Origin of the sequence: Shinella zoogloeoides (assembly GCF_030733845.1) — a bacterium.
Classification (GTDB): domain Bacteria; phylum Pseudomonadota; class Alphaproteobacteria; order Rhizobiales; family Rhizobiaceae; genus Shinella; species Shinella zoogloeoides_C.
Window position 1 is genome coordinate 2,740,445 of record NZ_CP132311.1, and the last position, 21,726, is coordinate 2,762,170.

The window sequence follows — 21,726 nt, forward strand, 5'->3', positions numbered from 1 at the left end:
CGGTTTTCAGGATCAAGCTCCGTACCAAGGCTTGCCGGAATGGAAGCCGTCTCAGAAAGGGGTGCTGAATGGCCCGCAATACGCTGCCGTCGATCACGGCCGGAGAAGGTGGTCTCAACCGCTATCTCGATGAAATCCGCAAATTTCCAATGCTTGAGCCGCAGCAGGAATACATGCTGGCCAAGCGTTACCAGGAGCACGGCGACCGCAACGCCGCCCATCAGCTCGTCACGAGCCATCTTCGTCTCGTGGCGAAGATCGCCATGGGCTATCGCGGCTACGGCCTGCCGATCGGCGAAGTCGTCTCCGAGGGCAATGTCGGCCTGATGCAGGCCGTCAAGAAGTTCGACCCGGAGCGCGGCTTCCGCCTTGCGACCTATGCCATGTGGTGGATCAAGGCCTCGATCCAGGAATACATCCTGCGCTCGTGGTCTCTGGTGAAGATGGGCACGACCGCCAACCAGAAGCGGCTGTTCTTCAACCTGCGCCGCATGAAGGGCAAGATCCAGGCGATCGAGGATGGCGACCTGCGTCCCGACCAGGTCAAGGAGATCGCCACCAAGCTCAAGGTCTCGGAAGACGAAGTCGTCTCGATGAACCGCCGCCTTTCCGGCGACGCCTCGCTGAACGCGCCGATCAAGGCCGGCGAAGGCGAATCCGGCCAATGGCAGGACTGGCTCGTCGACGACCATGACAGCCAGGAGCAGACGCTGATCGAGCAGGACGAGCTGGATACGCGCCGCGCCATGCTGGCCCGCGCCATGAGCGTCCTGAACGATCGCGAACGCCGCATCTTCGAGGCCCGTCGCCTCGCCGAAGATCCGGTCACGCTGGAAGAGCTCTCCTCCGAGTTCGACATCAGCCGCGAGCGCGTGCGCCAGATCGAGGTGCGCGCCTTCGAGAAGGTGCAGGAAGCCGTACAGAAATATGCGGCCGAGCAGGCCCGCGCCGTGCGCGTCATCGAAGACGCCTGACCCGAACGTGACAACCCAGAAATGAAGAAGGCCCGGCAGCGATGCCGGGCCTTTCCTTTTGCCGGATGAACCCGGTCTATTGCGTGCCGGTGGTCGACCAGGCCTTCATCACCTTGTCGAAGGCTTCCGCGCCCGCCGTGCCCTTGTCGAGCGTCAACAGCGCGCGGCGGCCGTTGCGGTAGGTGATCGGAATGTCGATCCAGCTGCGGCTGCGCAGCAGTTCCGTGTTCTTGGTGATCGCTTCCGGGAAGTCGTTGAGCGCGATCATGTGGAAGTCGTCGGTGATCTTCGCCGGCACCGCGATCAGCGCATCGCCGCGGTCCTGCTCCGTCCGCTTCATCGCCACGCGCTGGACGCTCTCGATACCGCCGCCTTCGAAATTTTCCGGCAGCGAGAAGACGAGCTCGACGAGATGGCTGGCCGGCAGGGACTTGTCCGCGTTGCGGCGGAACGTCACCAGCGCCGTCAGGCCCTTCGACGGCACGTTGATCTGCGCGCGCACGACCGGTTCCGGCTTGGCGTCGCCACCCGGCGATTCCTCGGCGCTCGACCAGGCGACGGTTCCTTCGATGGCCGTCGGTGCCGTCTGCCCGAGACGCTCCTCGTAGAGGAACATTTTCTGGGCGACGCCGACGGTTCCCGCCTGATCGCCCGTCGCTGCCGGGGTCTGCGTGTCGGCCGTGGTGGCCGTGCCCGTGTCGGCCGGCGTCTGCGCCGCACCGTCCGTGCCGGCAGCCGGTGTCTGGCCAGCCGTGTCTCCGGTCGCCGCCGCGCCGTCTTCGGTCGCGACACCGGCCGTTTCCGTGGTCTGCGCCGCGACGGACTTTCCCTCTTCCGCCGCACCGCCGTCGAGTGCCGGCGCCGGGCCCTCGTCCACTTCGGTACCGTCCGTCAGGAGCCGCTGGGTGAACTTGCCGCTGCTGTTCTGCGTGGCGGAGGCGACTTCGGTGTTTCCGGCCGCGTCGTCCGTCGTCTCGGCGGTGTTGGAAGGCGTGGTGTTCGCCGGCAGGCTGCGCCCGCCTTCGGCCGTATCGCTCGTCTGCGACGTTTCGGCGGGTTTCTCTGTCGAGGGCGCGGTAAAGGACGCGATCTTCTCGTCGACCCAGCCGTTCACGGCGTCGCGGTTGATCCAGTATGCGGCACCGGCACCACCGACGATCGCAAGCAGCGCCACCGTGGCGGCGAGCGCGGCGAGGTTGAAGCGCGACTTGCGCGGCTCGGCACGGAACGAGCGCTGCGGCGCGCGGGCAGCCGTTTCCACGGCGGCAGACGGCACGGCGGCGGCAAAGCCGGGATCGGCCGCGGGCGTCGTTTCGGTGGAGACCTCTTCGGTCTTCGGCATGTAGCCGATCAGGTCGTCGAGGTCGTCCCAGTCGGACTTCTGCGCGCCCTGTTCCTGTGCGCCTTCCGTCTGGGACGGCTTGTCGTCCGGCCATTCCCAGGCGAGCGGATCGGCGGCTTCGACGGGAGCCGCGTTCCCGTTGCCGGCTGTGATGGTGGTGGCGGCCGCTTCGTTCCAATCCCACTCAGCTTCGGCGGGCGGCATGCGGGCTTCCGCCACCGGCTCGGCGTCGGAGGCTTCCTCGTCGTGAACCGGATAGACCACCGGTTCGGGCTCGACCACCTCGACCGTTTCGGCGCCCACCTCGGCGGTGATATCCGCCTCCGGCTCGTGCCAGGACGGGACGTAGTCGTCCGCCGGCGTGGCTTCCGCCTGCCAGGACGGCTCGACATGAGCCTCGACGGCAATCGGCTCCTCGTGGACGACCTGCTCTTCTGCAGTCGGTTCCGGTTCCGGCTCTAGCTCAGCCTCGGGCTCGGGCTCGGGCTCGGGCTCGGGAATGGTCTCGGCCACCGGCTCTTCGACAACCGCTTCCTCGGCGGCCGGCTCTTCGGCGGTCAATTCTTCGGGACGCTGCTCTGCGACGGGCTCGTCGGCCTGCTCGGGCTCGGGCTCCACAGGCTGATCTTCCGGCTCCGCGACGGCGACGGGTTCTTCCGTCGCCGGCTCGGCCTCGATGACCTCTTCCTGCATCACCTCTTCGACGGATTCGGGCGCGGGCTCATCGGCTGGAAGCGCCTCGGCATGGTCGCTCTCGACATCGACGATCGCCGCTTCGAGCTTGTCGAGCTGACGCTTCACGAGTTCATCGGAAGCGCGCGGGTTCATGGATTCGAGCTGCCGGCGGACGGCGCCGCGGGCCTTCTCGTAAACCTTCTGCCGCATCTCGGCATTGTTGTCCGAGAGGCCGTCCACGGCCCTCCGAATGACTGCTACAAAATCCGCCATCAGAACTTTCCGTCGTGTCCGCGCGCTATCTCATTGGAATACGTCACGGAACTGGTGTTGAGCTTGAGATTAGTCCTCAAACGGGTCTGTCACAAGTATGGTGTCGTCCCGTTCCGGGCTGGTCGAAAGCAGGGCGACCGGTGCGCCGATCAGCTCTTCGACCTGGCGGACATACTTGATCGCCTGGGCCGGCAGATCCGCCCAGCTACGCGCGCCGACCGTCGATTCCTTCCAGCCTTCGAGCGTGATGTAAACAGGCTCGACGCGGGCCTGCTGGCCCTGGCTGGCCGGAAGGTGGTCGATATCCTTGCCGTCGAGCGTGTAGCCGACGCAGATCTTCAGCTCGTCGAGGCCGTCGAGCACGTCCAGCTTGGTGAGTGCGATACCGGTGATGCCGTTGGTGGCGACCGACTGGCGCACCAGCGCGGCGTCGAACCAGCCGCAGCGGCGCTTGCGGCCCGTCACCGTGCCGAATTCGCGACCCTTCTCGCCGAGGAACTGGCCGATCTCGTCGGTAAGCTCCGTCGGGAACGGGCCCTCGCCGACACGGGTCGTATAGGCCTTGGTGATGCCGAGGATATAGCCGAGCGAGCCCGGGCCCATGCCGGAACCGGCGGAAGCCTGGCCGGCGACCGTGTTGGACGAGGTAACGAAGGGATAGGTGCCGTGGTCGATGTCGAGCAGCGAGCCCTGCGCGCCCTCGAACAGGATGCGCGCGCCGCGGCGGCGCTCCTTGTCGAGCATCAGCCAGATCGTCTCGCGATAGGGCAGCACGCGGTCGGCGACCGAGGTCAGTTCCTGCATGATCGTCTCATGCGTCACTTCGTTTTCGCCAAGGCCGCGGCGCAGCGCGTTGTGGTGCGTCAGCAGGCGCTCGACCTTGCCCGGTAGCGTCTCGAGGTCCGCAAGGTCCATGATGCGGATGGCCCTGCGGCCGACCTTGTCCTCATAGGCCGGGCCGATGCCGCGGCGGGTGGTGCCGATCTTGACGCCGGAATTGGAGTTGGACGCGGCGTCCTCGCGGATGCCGTCGAGTTCGCGGTGCAGCGACAGGATGAGCGTCGCATTGTCGGCGATGCGCAGGTTTTCCGGCGAGATCTTCACGCCCTGCTTTTCAAGCTTGTCGATTTCGGCGATCAGCGCATGCGGATCCACCACGACGCCATTGCCGATGACGGCCATCTTGCCGGGGCGCACGACGCCGGAAGGCAGCAGCGACAGCTTGTAGCTGGTGCCGTCGATGACGAGCGTATGGCCGGCATTGTGACCACCCTGGAAGCGCACCACGATATCCGCGCGCTCTGAAAGCCAGTCGACAATCTTGCCCTTGCCTTCGTCACCCCATTGCGATCCGATTACCACGACGTTCGTCATTTCATCTTTCCCGTTTTCGCGCGCGAGCGCTGCTGTTTACGCACACGCGCGCGTGCACCTGACTGAAACCCGCGCATCTATACTGTGTTGTCTTTGGGAATGCGACCCTGTTATGACGGCCGGCATCCGCTTTTTGCATGACATTGCGTGGTTTTTCGCCTTATGTGAGGCGCCTTCCGCCGCACCCCGCGCGCACCCTTCCACCATCCGGATAATGTCACCTTGAACAGCAGAGCTTATTTCTACCTGTGCATCACCACGCTTTTCTGGGGCGGAAACTCGGTTGCCGGCAAGCTCGCCGTCGGCCATGTCAGCCCCATGGTGCTGACGACATTCCGCTGGGTCGTCGCGCTCACAGTCATTCTCGCCCTCATGCTGCCGCAGGTCAAACGCGACTGGCCGGTCATCCGCAGGCACTGGCTCCAGCTTCTGCTCTACGGCGTCTTCGGCTTCACCGCCTTCAACGCCCTGCTCTACACCGCGCTCGGCTATACCAGCGCCATCAATGCCGTCATCGAGCAGGCCGGCATTCCGATGCTGATCTTCGTCTTCAACTTCGTCCTGTTCCGCATCCAGGCATCGATCGCCCAGATCGTCGGCTTCACCGTGACGCTCATCGGCGTGCTGGTAACAGCCGCTCATGGCGAATTCTCGGCGCTCGCCGAACTCAAGTTCAATTTCGGCGACGCCCTGATGCTCCTCGCCTGCATCGTCTATGCCGCCTATACGGTGTCGCTCCGCTGGAAGCCGGAGTTGCACTGGCAGAGTTTCATCGCCGCGCCCGCCTTCGGGGCCTTGCTCAGCGCCATCCCGCTCTTTTTCTGGGAACTGTCGCGCGATGCGGCAATCCTCCCCGATGCCACTGGCTGGGCCATCGTGCTCTATGCCGGCATCTTTCCCTCGCTCCTTTCCCAGGTGCTCTATGTGCGCGGCGTCGAGATGATCGGCGCCAACCGGGCCGGCCTTTTCATCAACGCAATACCGGTCTTCGGCACGATCCTGTCCGTGCTGCTGATCGGAGAGACGATGCATCTCTTCCACATCATCGCCCTCCTCCTCGTGCTCGGCGGCATCGCCATTGCCGAATGGGGACGGCCTAAGGAAAAGAGGGCCTGAAAGCGAAAAGGCCCGCCGGACGATCCGGCGGGCCTTTCCAGTCCGTCTTGGGAGGACGAAGCTCAATCGACGTTGAAGACCAGCGGCTTGATCTGGCGGATCGCCGGGTTGGCGCGCAGCTTGTTCAGCACATCTTCCGACACCGCGGCATCCACATAGAGCAACGCGATCGCATCGCCGCCCTGCTTGTCGCGGCCGAGCTGGAAGTTGGCGATGTTGACGCCGGCTTCGCCGAGCGTCGTGCCGATGAAGCCGATCATGCCGGGAACGTCGGTGTTGGTGATGTAGACCATGTGGTTGCCCACATCGGCGTCGAGGTTGATGCCCTTGATCTGGATGAAGCGCGGCTTGCCGTCGGAGAAGACCGTGCCGGCGATCGAGCGGGTCTGGTTCTCCGTCTTCACCGTGAGGCGGATATAGCCGTCGAAGACGCCCGACTTGTCGCGCTTGACCTCGGAGAGGATGATGCCTTTCTCCTTGATCATCACCGGCGCCGAGACCATGTTGACGTCGGCCACCTGCGAGCGGATGAGGCCGGCGAGCACCGCGCTCGTCAGCGCCTTGGTGTTCATGCCGGCGGTCGCGCCGTCGTAGAGGATCTCGATTTCCTTGATCGCGCTTTCCGTGACCTGGCCGACGAAGGCGCCGAGCACGTCCGCAAGCCGGATGAAGGGCTTCAGGATCGGCGCTTCCTCGGCCGTGATCGACGGCATGTTGATGGCGTTCGAGACGGCGCCCTTGACGAGATAGTCCGACATCTGCTCGGCGACCTGCAGGGCGACGTTTTCCTGCGCTTCCGTGGTGGAAGCGCCGAGATGCGGCGTGCAGACGACGTTTTCGAGGCCGAAGAGCGGGCTTTCGGTCGCGGGCTCGACCTCGAACACGTCGAAGCCGGCGCCGGCGACATGGCCGGACTTGATGGCTTCGGCAAGCGCGGCCTCATCGACCAGTCCGCCACGGGCGCAGTTGATGATGCGCACGCCCTTCTTGGTCTTGGCCAGCGCTTCCTTGTTCAGGATGCCGCGGGTCTTGTCCGTCATCGGAACGTGAAGCGTGATGAAGTCGGCGCGGGCGAGCAGGTCGTCCAGCTCCACCTTCTCGACACCCATTTCCTGGGCGCGTTCGGCCGACAGGAAGGGATCGTAGGCGATGACATGCATGCCGAGGCCGATGGCCTTCTTGCAGACGATGCCGCCGATATTGCCGGCGCCGATGACGCCGAGCAGCTTGCCGGTGATCTCGACACCCATGAACTTCGACTTTTCCCACTTGCCGGCCTGGGTCGACGAATCGGCGGCCGGAAGCTGGCGGGCGACGGCGAACATCAGCGCAATGGCGTGCTCGGCCGTGGTGATCGAGTTGCCGAAGGGCGTGTTCATGACGATGATACCGCGGCGCGAGGCGGCCGGGATATCGACATTGTCGACGCCGATACCGGCGCGGCCGATGACCTTGAGGTTGGTCGCGGCGGCGATCAGCTTCTCCGTCGCCTTGGTGGCCGAGCGGATGGCAAGGCCGTCATAGTTGCCGATGATCTCGGCGAGCTTTTCCTTGTCCTTGCCGAGCTTCGGCTGGAAATCGACTTCGACGCCGCGATCGCGGAAGATCTGGACGGCGGTTTCCGAGAGTTCGTCGGATACGAGTACGCGAGGTGCCATGGGAGGCCTCCTTAAATCGGTCTAGGGAGATGAGATAAAGGGTGGCTCCGCCCGAGGGACGAAGCCGGTCGCGAAAATCAGGCCGCAGCCTTGGAAAGCGTCGCCTTCTGGGTCTCGAAGGCCCAGGTCAGCCAGGGCATCAGCGCCTCGAGGTCCGCGGTGTCGATGGTGGCGCCGGCCCAGATGCGAAGGCCCGACGGGGCATCGCGGTAGGCGCCGATGTCATAGGCGACACCCTGCTTGTCGAGGGCGGACACGAGGCCCTTGGCGAAGGCCGCCTGCGCCTCGGCGTCGAGCGCCAGCACGTCCTTGTCGGCGATCGTCAGGCAGACCGAGGTGTTGGAGCGCGTTGCCGGGTCCTTGGCGAGATTGGCGATCCAGTCGTTCTTCTCGACAAAGTCGAAGATGACCTTGGCGTTCGCATCGGCGCGGGCCATCAGGCCCTTGAGGCCGCCGACTTCCTTCGCCCAGAGAAGCGCATCGATATAGTCCTCGACGCAGAGCATGGAGGGCGTGTTGATCGTCTCGCCCTGGAAGATGCCCTCAATCAGCTTGCCGCCCTTGGTCATGCGGAAGATCTTCGGCATCGGCCAGGCCGGCGTATAGCTCTCCAGCCGCTCGACGGCACGGGGCGACAGGATGATGACGCCATGGGCGCCCTCTCCGCCGAGAACCTTCTGCCAGGAGAAGGTGACGACATCGAGCTTGGCGAAATCGAGGTTCTGCGCGAAGGCGGCCGAGGTCGCGTCGCAGATGGTGAGGCCCTTGCGGTCGGCCGGGATGAAGTCCGCATTCGGCACGCGCACGCCCGAGGTCGTGCCGTTCCAGGTGAAGACCACGTCACGGTCGAAATCGATCGTGGAAAGGTCGGGAAGCAGGCCGTAGTCGGCGGTAATCTTGCGGGTGTCGGGGAGCTTCAGCTCCTTCACGACGTCCGAAACCCAGCCCGAACCGAAGCTTTCCCAGGCGACCATGTCAACGCCGCGCGGGCCGAGCAGCGACCAAAGCGCCATCTCGACGGCGCCGGTATCGGAAGCCGGCACGATGCCGATGCGGTAATCCGCCGGCACTTCCAGGACGTCACGGGTGAGATCGATGGCCTGCTTGAGCTTGGTCTTGCCGATCTTGGCGCGGTGCGAACGACCGAGCGGCGCATCGGAAAGCGCTTCGAGCGACCAGTTGGGACGCTTCGAGCAGGGACCAGAGGAAAAATGGGTGTTGTTCGGACGCACGTCCGGCGGGGTGACGGTCTTCGTCATGATGGCTATCCTTCCAGATAGATAGCTCCTCGTTGGGGAGGAGTGGCCCGCCGCTGGGAATATGAGAGAGGCCTTTCCGAGTCAAGGGGATTATGTCGCGAACGAAAAATAATCCGGCGCAATGGAAACGGCGCGCCGGTTGCCCGACGCGCCGTTCGAAGATCAGGAAGGCAGCCGCCTCACCAGGTCGGGATACGCAAGCCGATGCGGAATTCGTGCTTCTGGAAGCCGTCGTCCCGGCCCTTCGCGCCGGCCGCGCCATAGCCCTGCTCGGCGGCGCCGTAGTGGAACATCCGGCCGCCCCCCGTATCGGAGAAGCGATAGCCGAAATCGAGCTTGAGCCGCTCCGAAAGGTCGAAGGATGCGCCGGCCATCAGGGCATAGGTGAAGCGCCAGCTGTCATATCCCTCCAGCACGTCGCCGCCATAGCCCGCCCCCGAGCAGGCCGCGCCACCCGAGACGCAGAAGGCCCGCGCACTGACATCGCCCCAGCTCACGCGCGTCGCGCCGACGCCGGCGCCGACATAGGGCGTGAACCCGGCAAAGGTGCCGATATCGACATAGCCGTTGGCCATGAGGTTGATCGCACTGTAGTCGGCTTCATGGCTGAACCCGCAGCTCGTCCCGGCCGGCTCGGCGCCGCTGCACGGCGCGGCGACGGTCGAATCGCCGCGAAGGTCGCCGCTGAAGAAATCCGTCGTCAGGTCGGCGCGCAGCATGTCGTTGAACTGATAGCCGAAACCCACGCCATAGGAGAACTCGTCGGAAAAACGGGCGCTGTCGAAGCGCTCCAGCGAGGTGGCACCGCCCGGCGCATAGACCGTGTAGTCGGGCTTGCCGCCCCTGGTCCAGCCGGAATAGCCGAGATCCCCGCGGATATACCACCCTTGCGCCACCGCGCTTTGCGAGACGTCGATTTCCGGCGCGTTGATGATGTCGATGTCGCTGGCGCCCGCCCCCGTCGCGAGAAGGCCGGCGATGGCGATGCCAAGCGGTGCGATACGGCGGAACATGGTCTCGATCCCCTGCGACCCGGGATTGCCCGGCGTTTGCGCGACCGGCTGAGGGCAGGCAAATCGCTGCTCTATACCGTTGGTTAACCATATTTCTTAAGGAATGAAGAAACGGTTAAGGACCGCCGGAACGCGAAAAGGCCGCCCCGAGGGGCGGCCTTGAAGGACGTTTCGAAAACAGGTCTTACTTGTAGACCGGCTGTTCGATCGGGATATCTGCCGGCGGAATGTAGGTCGCCTGCTCGCAGCCGTTGAAGGAGTAGCGCAGACCGGCGCGCGCTTCGTGGCTGTAGAAGCCCTTGTCGTAGCCGGGGCCGCCGTTCAGGTTGTAGCCGAACATGTCGCCCTTGGTGACATGGCGGAAGCGGTAGCCGAGGTCGGCCTTCAGGTTGCAGGTCACGTCGACCGAGGCGCCGGCCATGAGCGCATAGGTGAAACGCCAGCTCTTCTTGCCGCGGTGGATGACGGTCGGATCGCAGTTGCCCGGATTGCCGTCCTCGCACGAGGTGTTTTCGAGATCGCCCCAGCTCACATGCGTGCCACCGATACCGGCACCGACATAGGGCGTCACGATGCCGTACTTGCCGATATCGACATAGGCATTGGCAAGCAGGCTGAGGGCGTTCATCGAAGCGACGTCGCGGGACGTGCAGCTGACCGCAACGCCGCAGCCGCCGGAGGTCGAGCCGCGGAACTTCGACTTGAACATGTAGTCGAGCGTCACGTCCGTACGGAAGTGATTGTTGATCTGGTAGCCGACGCCGCCGCCGATGGTGAAGCCGCTTTTCAGGCGCGCCGTGCCGAAATCGCGATCGAGAGCGTTGGAGCCCTGGAAATAGTGCGCGCCGCGCAGCTTGTTGTAGGACCAGCCCGCATCACCGCGCAGATACCAGCCGCCGGTCTCGACGATGGTTTCCTGCACCGGGGCCTCGATGACCTGCGGCTCATACAAATCGGCCGCGTAACCCGTCGTGCCTGTCAGCAGGACGGCAACGACGCCACTCAAAACTTTCCTCATGGCCTGACTCCAATAGGCTTGTGTGCTTGGCACGCCCGGCAAGCCGGTCCCCAAGTCCCTCGATCGGCTATGGATAATGGCGAAGAAAGGTTAAGCGCCGATTAACTACGAACATTTACCCTATTTGTTAACGGCCCTTCATGAATTCGGTAAATTTTTAAATAAAGCTCCGGCTTTCACTTGCCGGCAAAAGAAAAGGCCGGGACGAAGCCCGGCCTTTTCGGAAGACATGCCGATGTCGCTCAGGCGGCGTTGCGCGCCGACCCGATCACGCCGACGAGCTCGTCGACGATGCGCTCCACCTGCGCGCGGTCGTCGCCTTCCGCCATCACGCGGATCAACGGCTCCGTGCCGGAGGGGCGGATGAGCAGGCGGCCGTTGCGGGCAAGCTCGCTCTCCGCGTCGGCGATCGCCTGGCGGACGCCCGCGTCCTCCAGCGGCTGGCCGGCCTTCACGCGGACATTCTTCAGAATCTGCGGGACGGGCTCGAAACGGTTGCAGACCTCGCTCACCGTCCTGCCGCTGCGCTTGACGCAGGCGAGGATCTGGAGCGCGGCGACGAGGCCGTCGCCGGTCGTGCCGAAATCGGACAGGACAATGTGGCCGGACTGCTCGCCGCCGACATTGTAGTCGTTCTGGCGCATATGCTCGACGACGTAGCGGTCGCCGACCTTGGTGCGCTGGAGGCCGAGGCCCTTGCCGGTGAGGAAACGCTCGAGGCCGAGATTGGACATGACGGTGGCGACGAGGCCGCCGCCGCGCAGCATGCCGTCCGCCACCCAGCTTTCGGCAATCACGGCCATAAGCTGGTCGCCGTCGATGATCTTGCCGTTCTCGTCGATGATCTGCACCCGGTCCGCGTCGCCATCGAGCGCGATGCCGATATCGGCGCGCACCTCGTGCACCTTGCGCTGGAGCGTCGCCGGGTGGGTGGAGCCGCATTCGAGATTGATGTTGAGGCCGTCGGGCTCCGCGCCGATCGTCACGACATCAGCGCCGAGCTCCCAAAGAGCGGCCGGTGCCACGCGGTAGGCGGCGCCGTTGGCGCAGTCGATGGCGATGCGCAGGCCCTGCAGCGTCACGTCGCGCGGCAGCGTGCGCTTGGCATGCTCGATATAGCGGTCATGCACGCCGTCGATGCGCTTTGCCCGGCCGATCTCGGCGGACTTGGCAAGCTGCGCCATCATGTCCTTTTCGAGCAGCTCTTCGATTTCCATCTCCAGTTCGTCGGAGAGCTTGTAGCCGTCGGGGCCGAAGAGCTTGATGCCGTTGTCATAGAACGGATTGTGCGAGGCCGAGATCATGACGCCGATATCGGCGCGCAGCGAGCGCGTCAGCATGGCGACGGCCGGCGTCGGGATCGGGCCGAGGACGAAGGCGTCGATGCCGGCGGCGGTGAAGCCCGCGACCATGGCGTTTTCCAGCATATAGCCGGAAAGGCGCGTGTCCTTGCCGATCACCACCCGGTGGCGATGCGCGCCGCGCCGGAAGATCGTGCCGACGGCGATGCCGACCCGCATGGCGAGGTCCGGCGTCATCGGGAAGGTGTTGGATTGACCCCGGATGCCGTCCGTGCCGAAATAACGACGTTTCATGTTCGCTCCTGAATTCGCAGGCCTGCGGCGTCTTCCGCCGCGCCCAGCGCAATACGCGTTCCTATTGCCGCGCCCTAGGTGCCGTATATAGGAGGGCACCGAATGGGGAAATACTCTACGCTCTTCGCGTAACTTTAACCTTAAGACGCGCAGCACTCGCGCTTCTTTGCCACAAAAGCGGGCAAAGAGCATCCATCTCGAAATCAGAATTCGTTACAGTCCGTTACCGAAGGAAAACGGCCGGGAATTGCTTCCCGGCCGTTCTGGTTTCTTCGGATGGCGCTTATTGCGGCTGCGGTTCGAGACCGCTTTCCGGCTCGCCCCCCTTCTTGTGACCGGCCTTCGGAACGGCCGAGCCACGATGCGGCGGAGTGTCGTCGCCAAGGTCGCGCGCCGGCTTTTCGCCGCGGATGAGCGCCTTGATCTCGTCGCCCGTCAGGGTTTCGTATTCGAGAAGGCCTTCCGCCAGCGCCACGAATTCGTGGTTCTGCTCGGTGATGATGCGCTTGGCCTCGGAATAGGCCTCGTCGATCAGGCGGCGGATTTCGTTGTCGATCTTCTGCGCGGTCGCCTCGGAAACGTTCTTCTGCTGCGCGACCGAATGGCCGAGGAAGACTTCCTGCTGGTTCTCGCCATAGGCGACCTGGCCGAGCTGGTCGGAGAAGCCCCACTGCGTCACCATCGCGCGGGCAAGTTTGGTCGCCTGCTCGATGTCCGACGATGCGCCGGAGGTGATGTTGTCCTTGCCGAAGGTGATCTCCTCGGCGACGCGGCCGCCCATCATGATCGCGAGGCGCGAGACCATCCACTTGTAGCTCATCGAGTAACGGTCGCCCTCGGGAAGCTGCATGACCATGCCAAGGGCGCGGCCGCGCGGAATGATCGTCGCCTTGTGCAGCGGATCGGCGAGCGGAACCTTGAGCGCGACGATGGCGTGGCCGGCCTCGTGATAGGCGGTGAGCTTCTTCTCCGCCTCGGTCATGGCCGAGGAGCGGCGCTCGGCGCCCATCATGATCTTGTCCTTGGCGTCCTCGAATTCCTGCATGGTGACGAGGCGCTTGTTACGGCGCGCCGCCATCAGGGCGGCCTCGTTGACGAGGTTCATGAGATCGGCGCCGGAAAAGCCGGGCGTGCCGCGGGCCAGAACCTTGAGGTCGACATTCGGCGCCAGCGGCACATTGCGGACATGCACCTTGAGGATGCGCTCGCGGCCGACGATGTCGGGGTTCGGCACGACGACCTGGCGGTCGAAGCGGCCCGGGCGCAGCAGCGCCGGGTCGAGAACGTCGGGACGGTTGGTCGCGGCGATCAGGATGATGCCCTCGTTCGCCTCGAAGCCGTCCATCTCGACGAGGAGCTGGTTCAGCGTCTGCTCGCGCTCGTCATTGCCGCCGCCGAGGCCCGCGCCGCGATGACGGCCGACGGCGTCGATTTCGTCGATGAAGATGATGCAGGGCGCATTCTTCTTGGCCTGCTCGAACATGTCGCGCACACGGCTCGCGCCGACGCCGACGAACATTTCGACGAAGTCCGAACCGGAAATCGTGAAGAAGGGAACGTTGGCCTCGCCCGCGACCGAACGTGCGAGAAGCGTCTTACCCGTACCGGGCGGACCGACGAGCAGCACGCCGCGCGGAATGCGGCCACCGAGGCGCTGGAACTTCTGCGGGTCTCGCAGGAATTCGACGATCTCTTCAAGGTCCTGCTTGGCCTCGTCCACGCCGGCGACGTCCGCGAAGGTGACGCGACCATGCGCTTCCGTGAGGAGCTTGGCCTTGGATTTGCCGAAACCCATCGCCCCGCGCGAGCCGCCCTGCATCTGCCGCATGAAGAACAGCCAGACGCCCAGGATCAGCAGCATGGGAAGCAGCGTGCCGATATAGCTGAGGAAGCCGGACGAACCATCCGTCTCAGGCCGTGCGCTGACGACGACGTTCTTCGCCTCCAGGCGCTGGACGAGCGAGTTGTCGCCGGCCGGTGCGTAGGTCTGGAAGGTCGCGCCGGTCTCGACATAGCTGCCGACGATTTTCTCGCCGGTGATGACGACTTCCTTCACCCGGCTCGAGTCGACCTCCTTGAGGAACTGCGAATAGGGGATTTCCCGCGAGCCGGTCTGGGCCGGGCTCGTCTGGAACATGCTGAACAGCGCGATCAGCAGGAGGGCGATGATCGCCCAGAGGGCGAAGTTTCGGAAATTGGGATTCATCGAACTTTCCGGGCACTTTCCCGGCCGGGGACTCCCAGCCGTTTCTTTGCTGCCTAACATAGGGTCGCCTTGCGGCCTTGCCAAGGCAAAGCGCACGGTTCGCGGGCATTTCTCAAACTATCGTCAACGGCCGGAAGGCGCGCCGACAGGACGGCTGCGGTATCGGCATCCATCCGTATTCTAGCACAACGCCTTCGCCCGCGCCCTCATTCGTTCGGAGGAGAGGCAAAGCGCCGGCTCCCGACGATATCGGCGAGGACCTGCGCGACCGGAAGATCGAATCGCGGCAGGAAATCGGCATAGGGCGCGAGCGAAGGCTCGATGGCCGCAACGCCTTCCAATACCGCTCCGCCATCCTCGAATTCCAGGTGCGCCGCCGCCCAGGCAGCGCGCGCGGCCGGGCCGGTCAGGCCATCGGCCTCCGTCGTCCGCACACCTTCGCCCACGGCGCAAACGACGATCGCCCGCGCAGCACGGTTGAGCACATGATACCGCCCGTCCCATGTTGCCGCCTCCCCCGCGCGAACGAGCAGCGGCGCGATGCCCCGGCATTCGCGGTAGAGGTAGAGGCCGTCGCGCCGGCGGTCGAACACCACGCGGCCGGCCGTCAGCCGCGACAGTGTGCCGCTGGCAAGGAATGCGCGCAGCCGCGCGGCCGAGCGCGCTTCGAGCACATGCGCCCGCCCGCCGGCCGCAGCCGCGAGCAGCAGCAGGCCACGCCAGGCGGCGGGGTCGGCCAGCACGATCTCAATCGCCGCCGGCGTTATGGCATAGAGCGAACGCTCCGTCCGAATGCTGGCAGCGAGAAAATCCGCCGCACGCTGCGCCATGGAAAGCCTGTCCACCGCCACGGACTCAAAAGGCACCACGTCACCTTGGCTGCGGACGCGCACGCGCTCGAAGCGCGGATTGAGGTTGCTCGGATCATCCACCCAGCCCTCCCCTCGCGCGGTGAGAAAATTCCGGATCGACGCCCGGTCTACTTCCAGAAACGGCCGGAGCAACCAGACAATCCCCTTCAGCAGAACGGCGTCCGCCATGCCGGAAAGGCCGATACCGTCGGGCGCGCGCGCGGCGCGCATGGCGACCGTCTCGGTCTGGTCGTCGCGCGTGTGGCCGGAAAGGATGGCATCCGCACCGGTTTCGGCCGCAGCCTCCACGAGCAGCTCGTAGCGCCTGGCGCGCGCCGCGGCCTGCAAGCCGGTCGCGGGTTTCGGCCCCGTCCAGCGGCGGATGACATGCAGGATGCCGTGACGGGCGCACAGCGCCGCGACGTCGGATGCCTCCCCGGCCGAGCCGGCGCGAAGGGCATGGTCGACGGTGCAGGCGCGAAGGGTGATCTGCGGATAGCGCCCGGTGGCGCAAAGGGTGGCGAGCGCCACGAGAAGCCCGGTCGAATCGCTGCCGCCGGAAACAGCGATCAGAAGCGTTGCGGGGCGTTTGAAACTCTTGAGCAGGCGGTCGGCTGCGTTCGTGACGGGATCGTCCACGCGGGCCACGGCCTCGGCTTCGCCCGCAATCAGCAGGACAGGCGGCGCTGTTCGGAAGAGACCTTGCTCTTCACGGCCTTGGAGGCCTCGGGATAGCGCTTGTTGACTTCGCGCAGCGTCGCGCAGGCGGTTTCGCGGTTGTCGAGCGCGGCGAGCGACATGCCGAGCTTCAGCAGCATTTCCGGCGCCTTCTTCGATTTGCCGAAGGTCTGGTGGGCATTCAGGAAGGTCTTTGCCGCGTCGTTGAAATTGCCCTGCGAATACTGTGCCTCGCCCAGCCAGAAATTGGCATCCGCCGCCTTATCGCTGCTCGGGAAGATGTCGAGGTAATCGCGGAATTCACGCTCGGCAACCTGGTAGTCGCCCGAGAGCACATGGCCGTAGGCCGCCTGGTAGAGGTCGTCGGGATTGTCGAGAGAGGCGGTCGACGATTGCGAGGCCTGCGGCAGGCCGCCATCGACGCCGGGCAGCGCGTTGTCGTTGCCGATCGAGGCGCTCTGGTTGTTCAGGTCCGGATTGGCGTCCGCGCCGATCGGATTGCCGTTCTCGTCGAACTTGATGGAACCGAGTTCCTGCGGCTGCGCGCCGCCCCCGCTTCCGCCGTTCTGCGTGCCGAGCGTGTCGGTCCCGGCGGTATCATCCGCCGGCACCTTGTTCGATGCGATCTGCTGGTCGGCGGTTCCGCCATTGACCGGCTTGTCGAGTGCGCCGCTCTTGCCGCTGCCCCCGCCCTTGCCGCCTTCGAGTTCCTGGAATCGGTACTCGTTGTCTTCCTGCGTCTTGCGGAGCTGTTCCTGCATCTGCAGGAGCTGGTAGCTCATTTCCTCGATGCGGCCGTTGAGGCTGCGAATCTGCTCTTCAAGCTGGCCGACCCGCGGGTCCATGGCCTGCGCCAGAACCACGTTGCGGTCACCCGCCCGTTCGCTCTTGGCCGCAAGGAAGCCGTTCGCCAGTGTCGAGAGCGGCGATGCGCTGATCGGCCCGACTGTTGCTGCTACCGCTGCCAGACTGAGAACGCCTGCCGCGACAAGTTTCTTCATCTATCTTCGTCCTGTTGGTCCTAGTTACGCCGAAGCGCTGCCGAAGAGTTTTCCATATGCTCTCAAAAAGCAACGGAGTTCGGCCAAAGTGTGTTGAAAAAAGAAAGGCGGCCGAGCGGCCGCCTTTCGCATGGATCCTTCCGCGGAAGGAATTACATGCCTGCGCCGCCCAGAACGGTAACGGCACGGCGGTTCTGCGACCAGCAGGAAATGTCGTCGCAAACGGCGACCGGCTTTTCCTTGCCGTAGGAGATCGTCTTGATGCGGTTTGCCGGAATGCCGCGCGAAGCGAGATACTGGCGGGTCGAGGCCGCACGGCGCGCACCGAGCGCCAGGTTGTATTCGCGCGTGCCGCGTTCGTCGGCATGGCCTTCGACCGTGATCGCGTAGTTCGGATACTGCTGCAGCCACTGGGCCTGGCGGTCAAGGGTCGCTGCGGCATCGGCGCGGATCGACGTGGAGTCGGTGTCGAAGAAGATGCGGTCGCCGACATTCACGGTGAAGTCCTGCTGCGAGCCGGGGGTTGCGGCGCCCGCGCCGCCGTTGAGGCCGAGATCGCCGGCGCTGTTCGGCAGGTTCTTCTTGGAAGCGCAGCCTGCCAGCGCCAGCGACATGAAGAGGGCGATCATAGCCGGGTTACGGGCGATGGTCTGCATGCGGCCAGCGGCCGGGGTATGAATGCGGCTCATGAGCCGGTCTCCTTGCATCAGTTCTTGCGTCAAGTTCGTTGAGGCGCGGTTTTCAATCAGGGTTGCCAGACTGTAACCGCGGGCGGTTAATCCGCATTCAACGAGTATGGTTAACGATTGCTTGTAAGACCGTCCCCGGCCCCCGTGCATTCTCTTGCGTGACGCGGTCTGCCGCCTCTCGCCTGAAGCCTGATTTACAGGACTTTGCGGCAAGAACGCGGCGGGCGCGCCACATATGTGGTGCTATTCGAGCAGCGGCGACCAGGCCGGGTCGGACGCAAAGCCCTTCGTCTGGATGACCTGCTCGTTGTAGCCGGAAAGGTCGATCGAATAGATCTGCGGACCGCCGGAGCCGGCGGCCTGGCGGAAGAACATCAGCACGCGGCCGTTCGGCGCCCAGGTCGGGCCTTCGTTGTGGAAGCCCGTCGTCAGGATGCGCTCGCCCGAACCGTCCGTCTTCATCACGCCGATCGAGAACTTGCCGCCCGACTGCTTGGTGAAGGCGATGAGGTCGCCGCGCGGAGACCAGACCGGCGTGGAATAGGAGCCGTCGCCGAAGGAGATGCGGCGCTGGTTGGAGCCGTCGGCGCCCATCACGTAGAGCTGCGGCCTGCCGCCACGGTCGCTTTCGAAGACGATCTGCGTGCCGTCGGGCGAATAGGAGGGCGAGGTGTCGATCGCCGCGGTCGAGGTGAGCCGCGTCGTGGTGCGCGAGCGCAGGTCCATCGTGTAGATGTTGGAATTGCCTTCCTGCTGCAAGCTCATGATGATCTTCTGCCCATCCGGCGAGAAGCGCGGCGAGAAGGTCATGCCCGGGAAGTTGCCGACCACTTCGCGCTGCCCGGTCTCGAGCTGGAGCAGGTAGACGCGCGGCTGGTTGCCCTCGAAGGACATGTAGGTGATTTCCTGACGGCTCGGCGAGAAGCGCGGCGTCAGGACGAGATCGTTGGCGTTGGTCAGCGCGCGGGCGTTGAAGCCGTCCTGGTCCATGATGGCGAGCTGGCGCTTGCGGGCCGTCTTCGGGCCGCTTTCGGCGACATAGACGATGCGTGTGTCGAAGTAACCCTTCTCACCGGTCAGGCGTTCGTAGATGGCGTCGGCGATGATGTGCGCGACACGGCGCCAGTTTTCCGGCTGGGTGTAGAACTGCTGGCCGGTCAGCTGCTGGCCGGCAAAGGTGTCCCACAGGCGGAACTCGGCGCGCAGGCGGCCGTCGCCCTCCTGCGTCACGCGGCCCGTGACGAGCGCCTGCGCGTTGATGACCTTCCAGTCTTCGAAGCGCGGCGGCTGGTCGGGATTGGAGATCTTCTCGATGAAGGCCTGCTTGCCGACCGGCGCGAAGAGGCCGGACCGCTTGAGGTCCGCCGCGATCACGTCGGTGATGCGCTGGCCGAGATCGCCGCTCGCGATGAAATCGGTGACGGCGATCGGCAGCGGCTCGACATTGCCCTTGTTGATGTTGATTTCCACGACCGCGAAGGCCTGCGGCACAAAAGCCGCGAGACCGGTCAGCACGACCAGCAAACGGAGGAGATTTCGTCTGAACATCTATCTAGGCCTTCCCTAGTTCTTACATCATCTGGCTGGGGTCGAAGTTCACGACGACTTCGCTCCAGGCGTCATATTTTTCAGGCGGCAGACCCTTGAAGGGCCGCGATTTCATGATGGCGCGGCGCGCACCGCCGGCAAGCGCGCGGCGCGCGGATTCCGAACCACCCGTCGCAACCACTTCCGGCTCGCCGATAATGTCGCCGTTCTGGTCGAGCTGCATCTTGACCTGGATGCGCACGTCGGCGGCATCGGACATGCCGGGGATGATCGACCAGTTGTTCTGGATCTGGCCGCGCAGGGCGTCCATCTCGCTCAGCGACAGCTTAGTGCCGCTGGTCGTCTTCTTGCCGCCGAGCGCGGCCTGGTCCTGCGAGCGCTTGGCACCGCCGCCGGCAGCCTTGTCCTTGTTCAGAAGCGCAGCGATTTCGTCGGAGTTGAAGTCGCTCTCGTTCGTCGAGCTCGCCTTCTCCTGCTTCTTCTTCTGTTCCTTCTTGCGGTCGGGCGTCTTGGCGGTCTCGGCCTTGGCCGTCTCCACCTTCTTTTCAGCCGGTTTCTCGGCCGTCTCGGTCTTCTTCGCCTCGATCTTCGGCTTCATCTCGGGAAGCGGGATCTTGTCGGGCAGCGCCTCGGCTTCCGGGTCGGCCGCGGGCGTATCCTCGGCCGGCTTTGCCTCGGGCTTCGGATCCGGCTTGACCTCCTGCTTGGTCTCGGCCACCGCCGCGACCTCCGTCGAGGGCTCGCTGGCAGGCTCTTCCTGCTTCACGTCCTCGACGGGCTTGGTGTCCGGCGTCTGGACGGCCTTCTCCGCCTTCTCCGGCGAGGCGGCCGTCTCGATGTCGCGCGGCTTTTCCTCCGGCGTCGGCAGGTTCTTCAGGTCGATGTCGTTGTCGCCGACATTCTCGGCATTCTCGACAGGCGTCTGCTTCTTGGTCGGAACAGGCGCGGCCTTCTCCTTCATTTCGGCTTTCTTGTCGCCCTGCTGGATTTGCGTCAGTTCCTCGATCGACACGATATCGACCGGCATGGCCTCGACATCGGCGACGTCGAAGCTTTCGGGACTGCCGAGCGAAACCAGCGCCCAGGTGAGAACCAGGGTGTGGAGCACGGCGGATGTGGCAAGGCTGCCCTTCATGGCGTGCGATTACCTGTCCGGTTTCTGCTCGGTGACAAGACCGATATTGGTGAAGCCGCCGGCCTGGATGCGCGACATGACGTCGGCGATGATGCCATAGGGCGCATTGCCGTCGCCGCGCACGAAGATGCGTTCGGTATATCCCGTGGTGGCCACCGCCTGGAGCTTGGCCGCGACCTCGTCGATCGGGATTACCGTCTCCTGCAGGAACACCTGGCCGTCGGCCTTCACCGAAACGGTGATCGGCTGCGTATCGGCGTTGAGGGCCTTCGCCTGCGTCTTCGGCAGGTCGAGCGGCACGCCGACCGTCATCAGCGGCGCGGCCACCATGAAGATGATGAGCAGCACGAGCATGACGTCGACGAACGGCGTCACGTTGATCTCGCTCATCGGGGCCTTTTTGCTGCCCCCGCGACGGCGGCGGCCACCGCCCGCATTCTTCGCTCCGACTGACATGCCCATGGCGTCGTCTCCGTCTCAGGCGGTTCCGGGAAAAATGGGAAGCATCCGGAACCGCGGAATATCTGAAATGCCGATCACTGCGCCGCAGCGCGCGGCTGCAGCTTCTCGTCGATCTGGCGCGAGAGGATGGCGGAGAACTCGTCCGCGAAGCCTTCCATGCGCGCCGTCAGCTTGCCGGCATCTGCGGAGAACTTGTTGTAGGCAATAACCGCCGGAATTGCGGCGAGAAGGCCGATGGCGGTCGCCAGAAGCGCTTCGGCGATACCGGGCGCCACAACCGCAAGGCTCGTCTGCTTGGAACCGGCGATCGCCTGGAACGAGGTCATGATGCCGACCACCGTGCCGAAAAGGCCCACGAACGGCGCCGCCGAGCCGATGGTGGCAAGCGAGCCGAGGCGCGCCTCCAGCGTCTCGGATTCACGCGACAGCGTCACGTCCATCGCCCGGTCGATACGCATCTGCAAACCGATCGGCGATCGTGCCCCGCGCTCGAAACTCTTCTTCCACTCCCGCATCGCCGCCACGAAGATGGCGCTCATGCCGGAGGTCTGGCGGTCGGAGAGCGTGCGATAGAGCTCTTCCAGCGACTGGCCCGACCAGAAGACCTGCTCGAAGCTGTCGAGCTGCCGGCGCGCCCGGCCATAGCTCACCGACTTGTCGACGACGATGGCCCAGGTCCAGACGGACGCGGCGATCAGGCCGAGCATGACCAGCTTGACGACGAACCCGGCCTGCATGAAGAGACCCCAGAGGGTCACGCTGCCTGCCGCTTCCAAACCTACTTGTTCCATAGACCTATGTCCCCGAATCCAAACACCCGGCACGGGCCTTTGCGGCTCGAACCGGGTCACATTCACGC

The 21,726-nt window shown here is 64.7% G+C and carries 17 protein-coding genes; 2 read left to right on the forward strand and 15 right to left on the reverse strand.

The features are described 5' to 3' along the window. Positions 1-68: 68 nt before the first annotated feature. Positions 69-974, forward strand: a complete 906-nt coding sequence (gene rpoH / locus Q9316_RS14565; protein WP_306032301.1) for an RNA polymerase sigma factor RpoH — start codon at positions 69-71, stop codon at positions 972-974. 76 nt (positions 975-1,050) lie between these two features. On the opposite strand, the gene Q9316_RS14570 is transcribed toward rpoH, so the two are convergent. Then, entirely contained in the window at positions 1,051-3,264 is a 2,214-nt protein-coding gene (locus Q9316_RS14570) for a hypothetical protein (protein ID WP_306032302.1), read from the reverse strand. A 69-nt stretch (positions 3,265-3,333) separates the two neighbouring features. Then, positions 3,334-4,638: an adenylosuccinate synthase gene (locus tag Q9316_RS14575; protein ID WP_306032303.1), complete on the reverse strand. Its 1,305-nt coding sequence runs from the start codon at positions 4,636-4,638 to the stop codon at positions 3,334-3,336. 222 nt (positions 4,639-4,860) lie between these two features. Here Q9316_RS14575 and Q9316_RS14580 point away from each other — a divergent pair, with 222 nt between their 5' ends. Continuing rightward, on the forward strand, positions 4,861-5,754 hold the full coding sequence (locus Q9316_RS14580; RefSeq protein WP_306032304.1) for a DMT family transporter: 894 nt from the start codon (positions 4,861-4,863) through the stop codon (positions 5,752-5,754). Between the two features lie 62 nt (positions 5,755-5,816). Here Q9316_RS14580 and serA read toward each other — a convergent pair whose 3' ends face one another. The 13 genes from serA to tolQ all read right to left on the reverse strand — a co-directional run bounded on the left by serA (position 5,817) and on the right by tolQ (position 21,658). Then, positions 5,817-7,412, reverse strand: coding sequence for a phosphoglycerate dehydrogenase (gene serA / locus Q9316_RS14585; RefSeq protein WP_306032305.1), 1,596 nt, complete (start codon positions 7,410-7,412; stop codon positions 5,817-5,819). 77 nt (positions 7,413-7,489) lie between these two features. Further along, on the reverse strand, positions 7,490-8,671 hold the full coding sequence (locus tag Q9316_RS14590) for a phosphoserine transaminase (RefSeq protein WP_306032306.1): 1,182 nt from the start codon (positions 8,669-8,671) through the stop codon (positions 7,490-7,492). Between the two features lie 179 nt (positions 8,672-8,850). Continuing rightward, positions 8,851-9,684, reverse strand: a complete 834-nt coding sequence (locus Q9316_RS14595) for an outer membrane protein (RefSeq protein ID WP_306032307.1) — start codon at positions 9,682-9,684, stop codon at positions 8,851-8,853. Positions 9,685-9,868: 184 nt separating this feature from the next. After that, entirely contained in the window at positions 9,869-10,702 is an 834-nt protein-coding gene (locus tag Q9316_RS14600) for an outer membrane protein (RefSeq protein WP_306032308.1), read from the reverse strand. A 242-nt stretch (positions 10,703-10,944) separates the two neighbouring features. Further along, positions 10,945-12,297 carry a phosphoglucosamine mutase gene (glmM, locus tag Q9316_RS14605; protein ID WP_306032309.1) on the reverse strand — a complete coding sequence of 451 codons (1,353 nt, stop codon included), beginning with the start codon at positions 12,295-12,297 and terminating at the stop codon, positions 10,945-10,947. A gap of 283 nt (positions 12,298-12,580) precedes the next feature. Next, entirely contained in the window at positions 12,581-14,503 is a 1,923-nt protein-coding gene (gene ftsH, locus Q9316_RS14610; RefSeq protein ID WP_306032310.1) for an ATP-dependent zinc metalloprotease FtsH, read from the reverse strand. A gap of 206 nt (positions 14,504-14,709) precedes the next feature. Next, positions 14,710-16,002, reverse strand: coding sequence for a tRNA lysidine(34) synthetase TilS (tilS, locus tag Q9316_RS14615; protein ID WP_306032311.1), 1,293 nt, complete (start codon positions 16,000-16,002; stop codon positions 14,710-14,712). A 20-nt stretch (positions 16,003-16,022) separates the two neighbouring features. Beyond that, on the reverse strand, positions 16,023-17,033 hold the full coding sequence (gene ybgF, locus Q9316_RS14620; protein WP_306032312.1) for a tol-pal system protein YbgF: 1,011 nt from the start codon (positions 17,031-17,033) through the stop codon (positions 16,023-16,025). Positions 17,034-17,185: 152 nt separating this feature from the next. Beyond that, a complete protein-coding gene (pal, locus tag Q9316_RS14625; RefSeq protein WP_306032313.1) occupies positions 17,186-17,722 on the reverse strand; it encodes a peptidoglycan-associated lipoprotein Pal in 537 nt (178 codons plus the stop codon). 243 nt (positions 17,723-17,965) lie between these two features. After that, positions 17,966-19,270 (reverse strand): Tol-Pal system beta propeller repeat protein TolB, encoded by a 1,305-nt coding sequence (gene tolB / locus Q9316_RS14630; protein WP_306032314.1) that lies wholly within the window; start codon positions 19,268-19,270, stop codon positions 17,966-17,968. A gap of 22 nt (positions 19,271-19,292) precedes the next feature. Then, the gene (gene tolA / locus Q9316_RS14635) at positions 19,293-20,405 is read right to left on the reverse strand and encodes a cell envelope integrity protein TolA (RefSeq protein WP_306032315.1); all 1,113 of its coding nucleotides are present in this window, start codon (positions 20,403-20,405) and stop codon (positions 19,293-19,295) included. 9 nt (positions 20,406-20,414) lie between these two features. Continuing rightward, entirely contained in the window at positions 20,415-20,867 is a 453-nt protein-coding gene (tolR, locus tag Q9316_RS14640; RefSeq protein WP_306032316.1) for a protein TolR, read from the reverse strand. A 74-nt stretch (positions 20,868-20,941) separates the two neighbouring features. Beyond that, on the reverse strand, positions 20,942-21,658 hold the full coding sequence (tolQ, locus tag Q9316_RS14645; protein ID WP_306032317.1) for a protein TolQ: 717 nt from the start codon (positions 21,656-21,658) through the stop codon (positions 20,942-20,944). Positions 21,659-21,726: the final 68 nt, after the last annotated feature.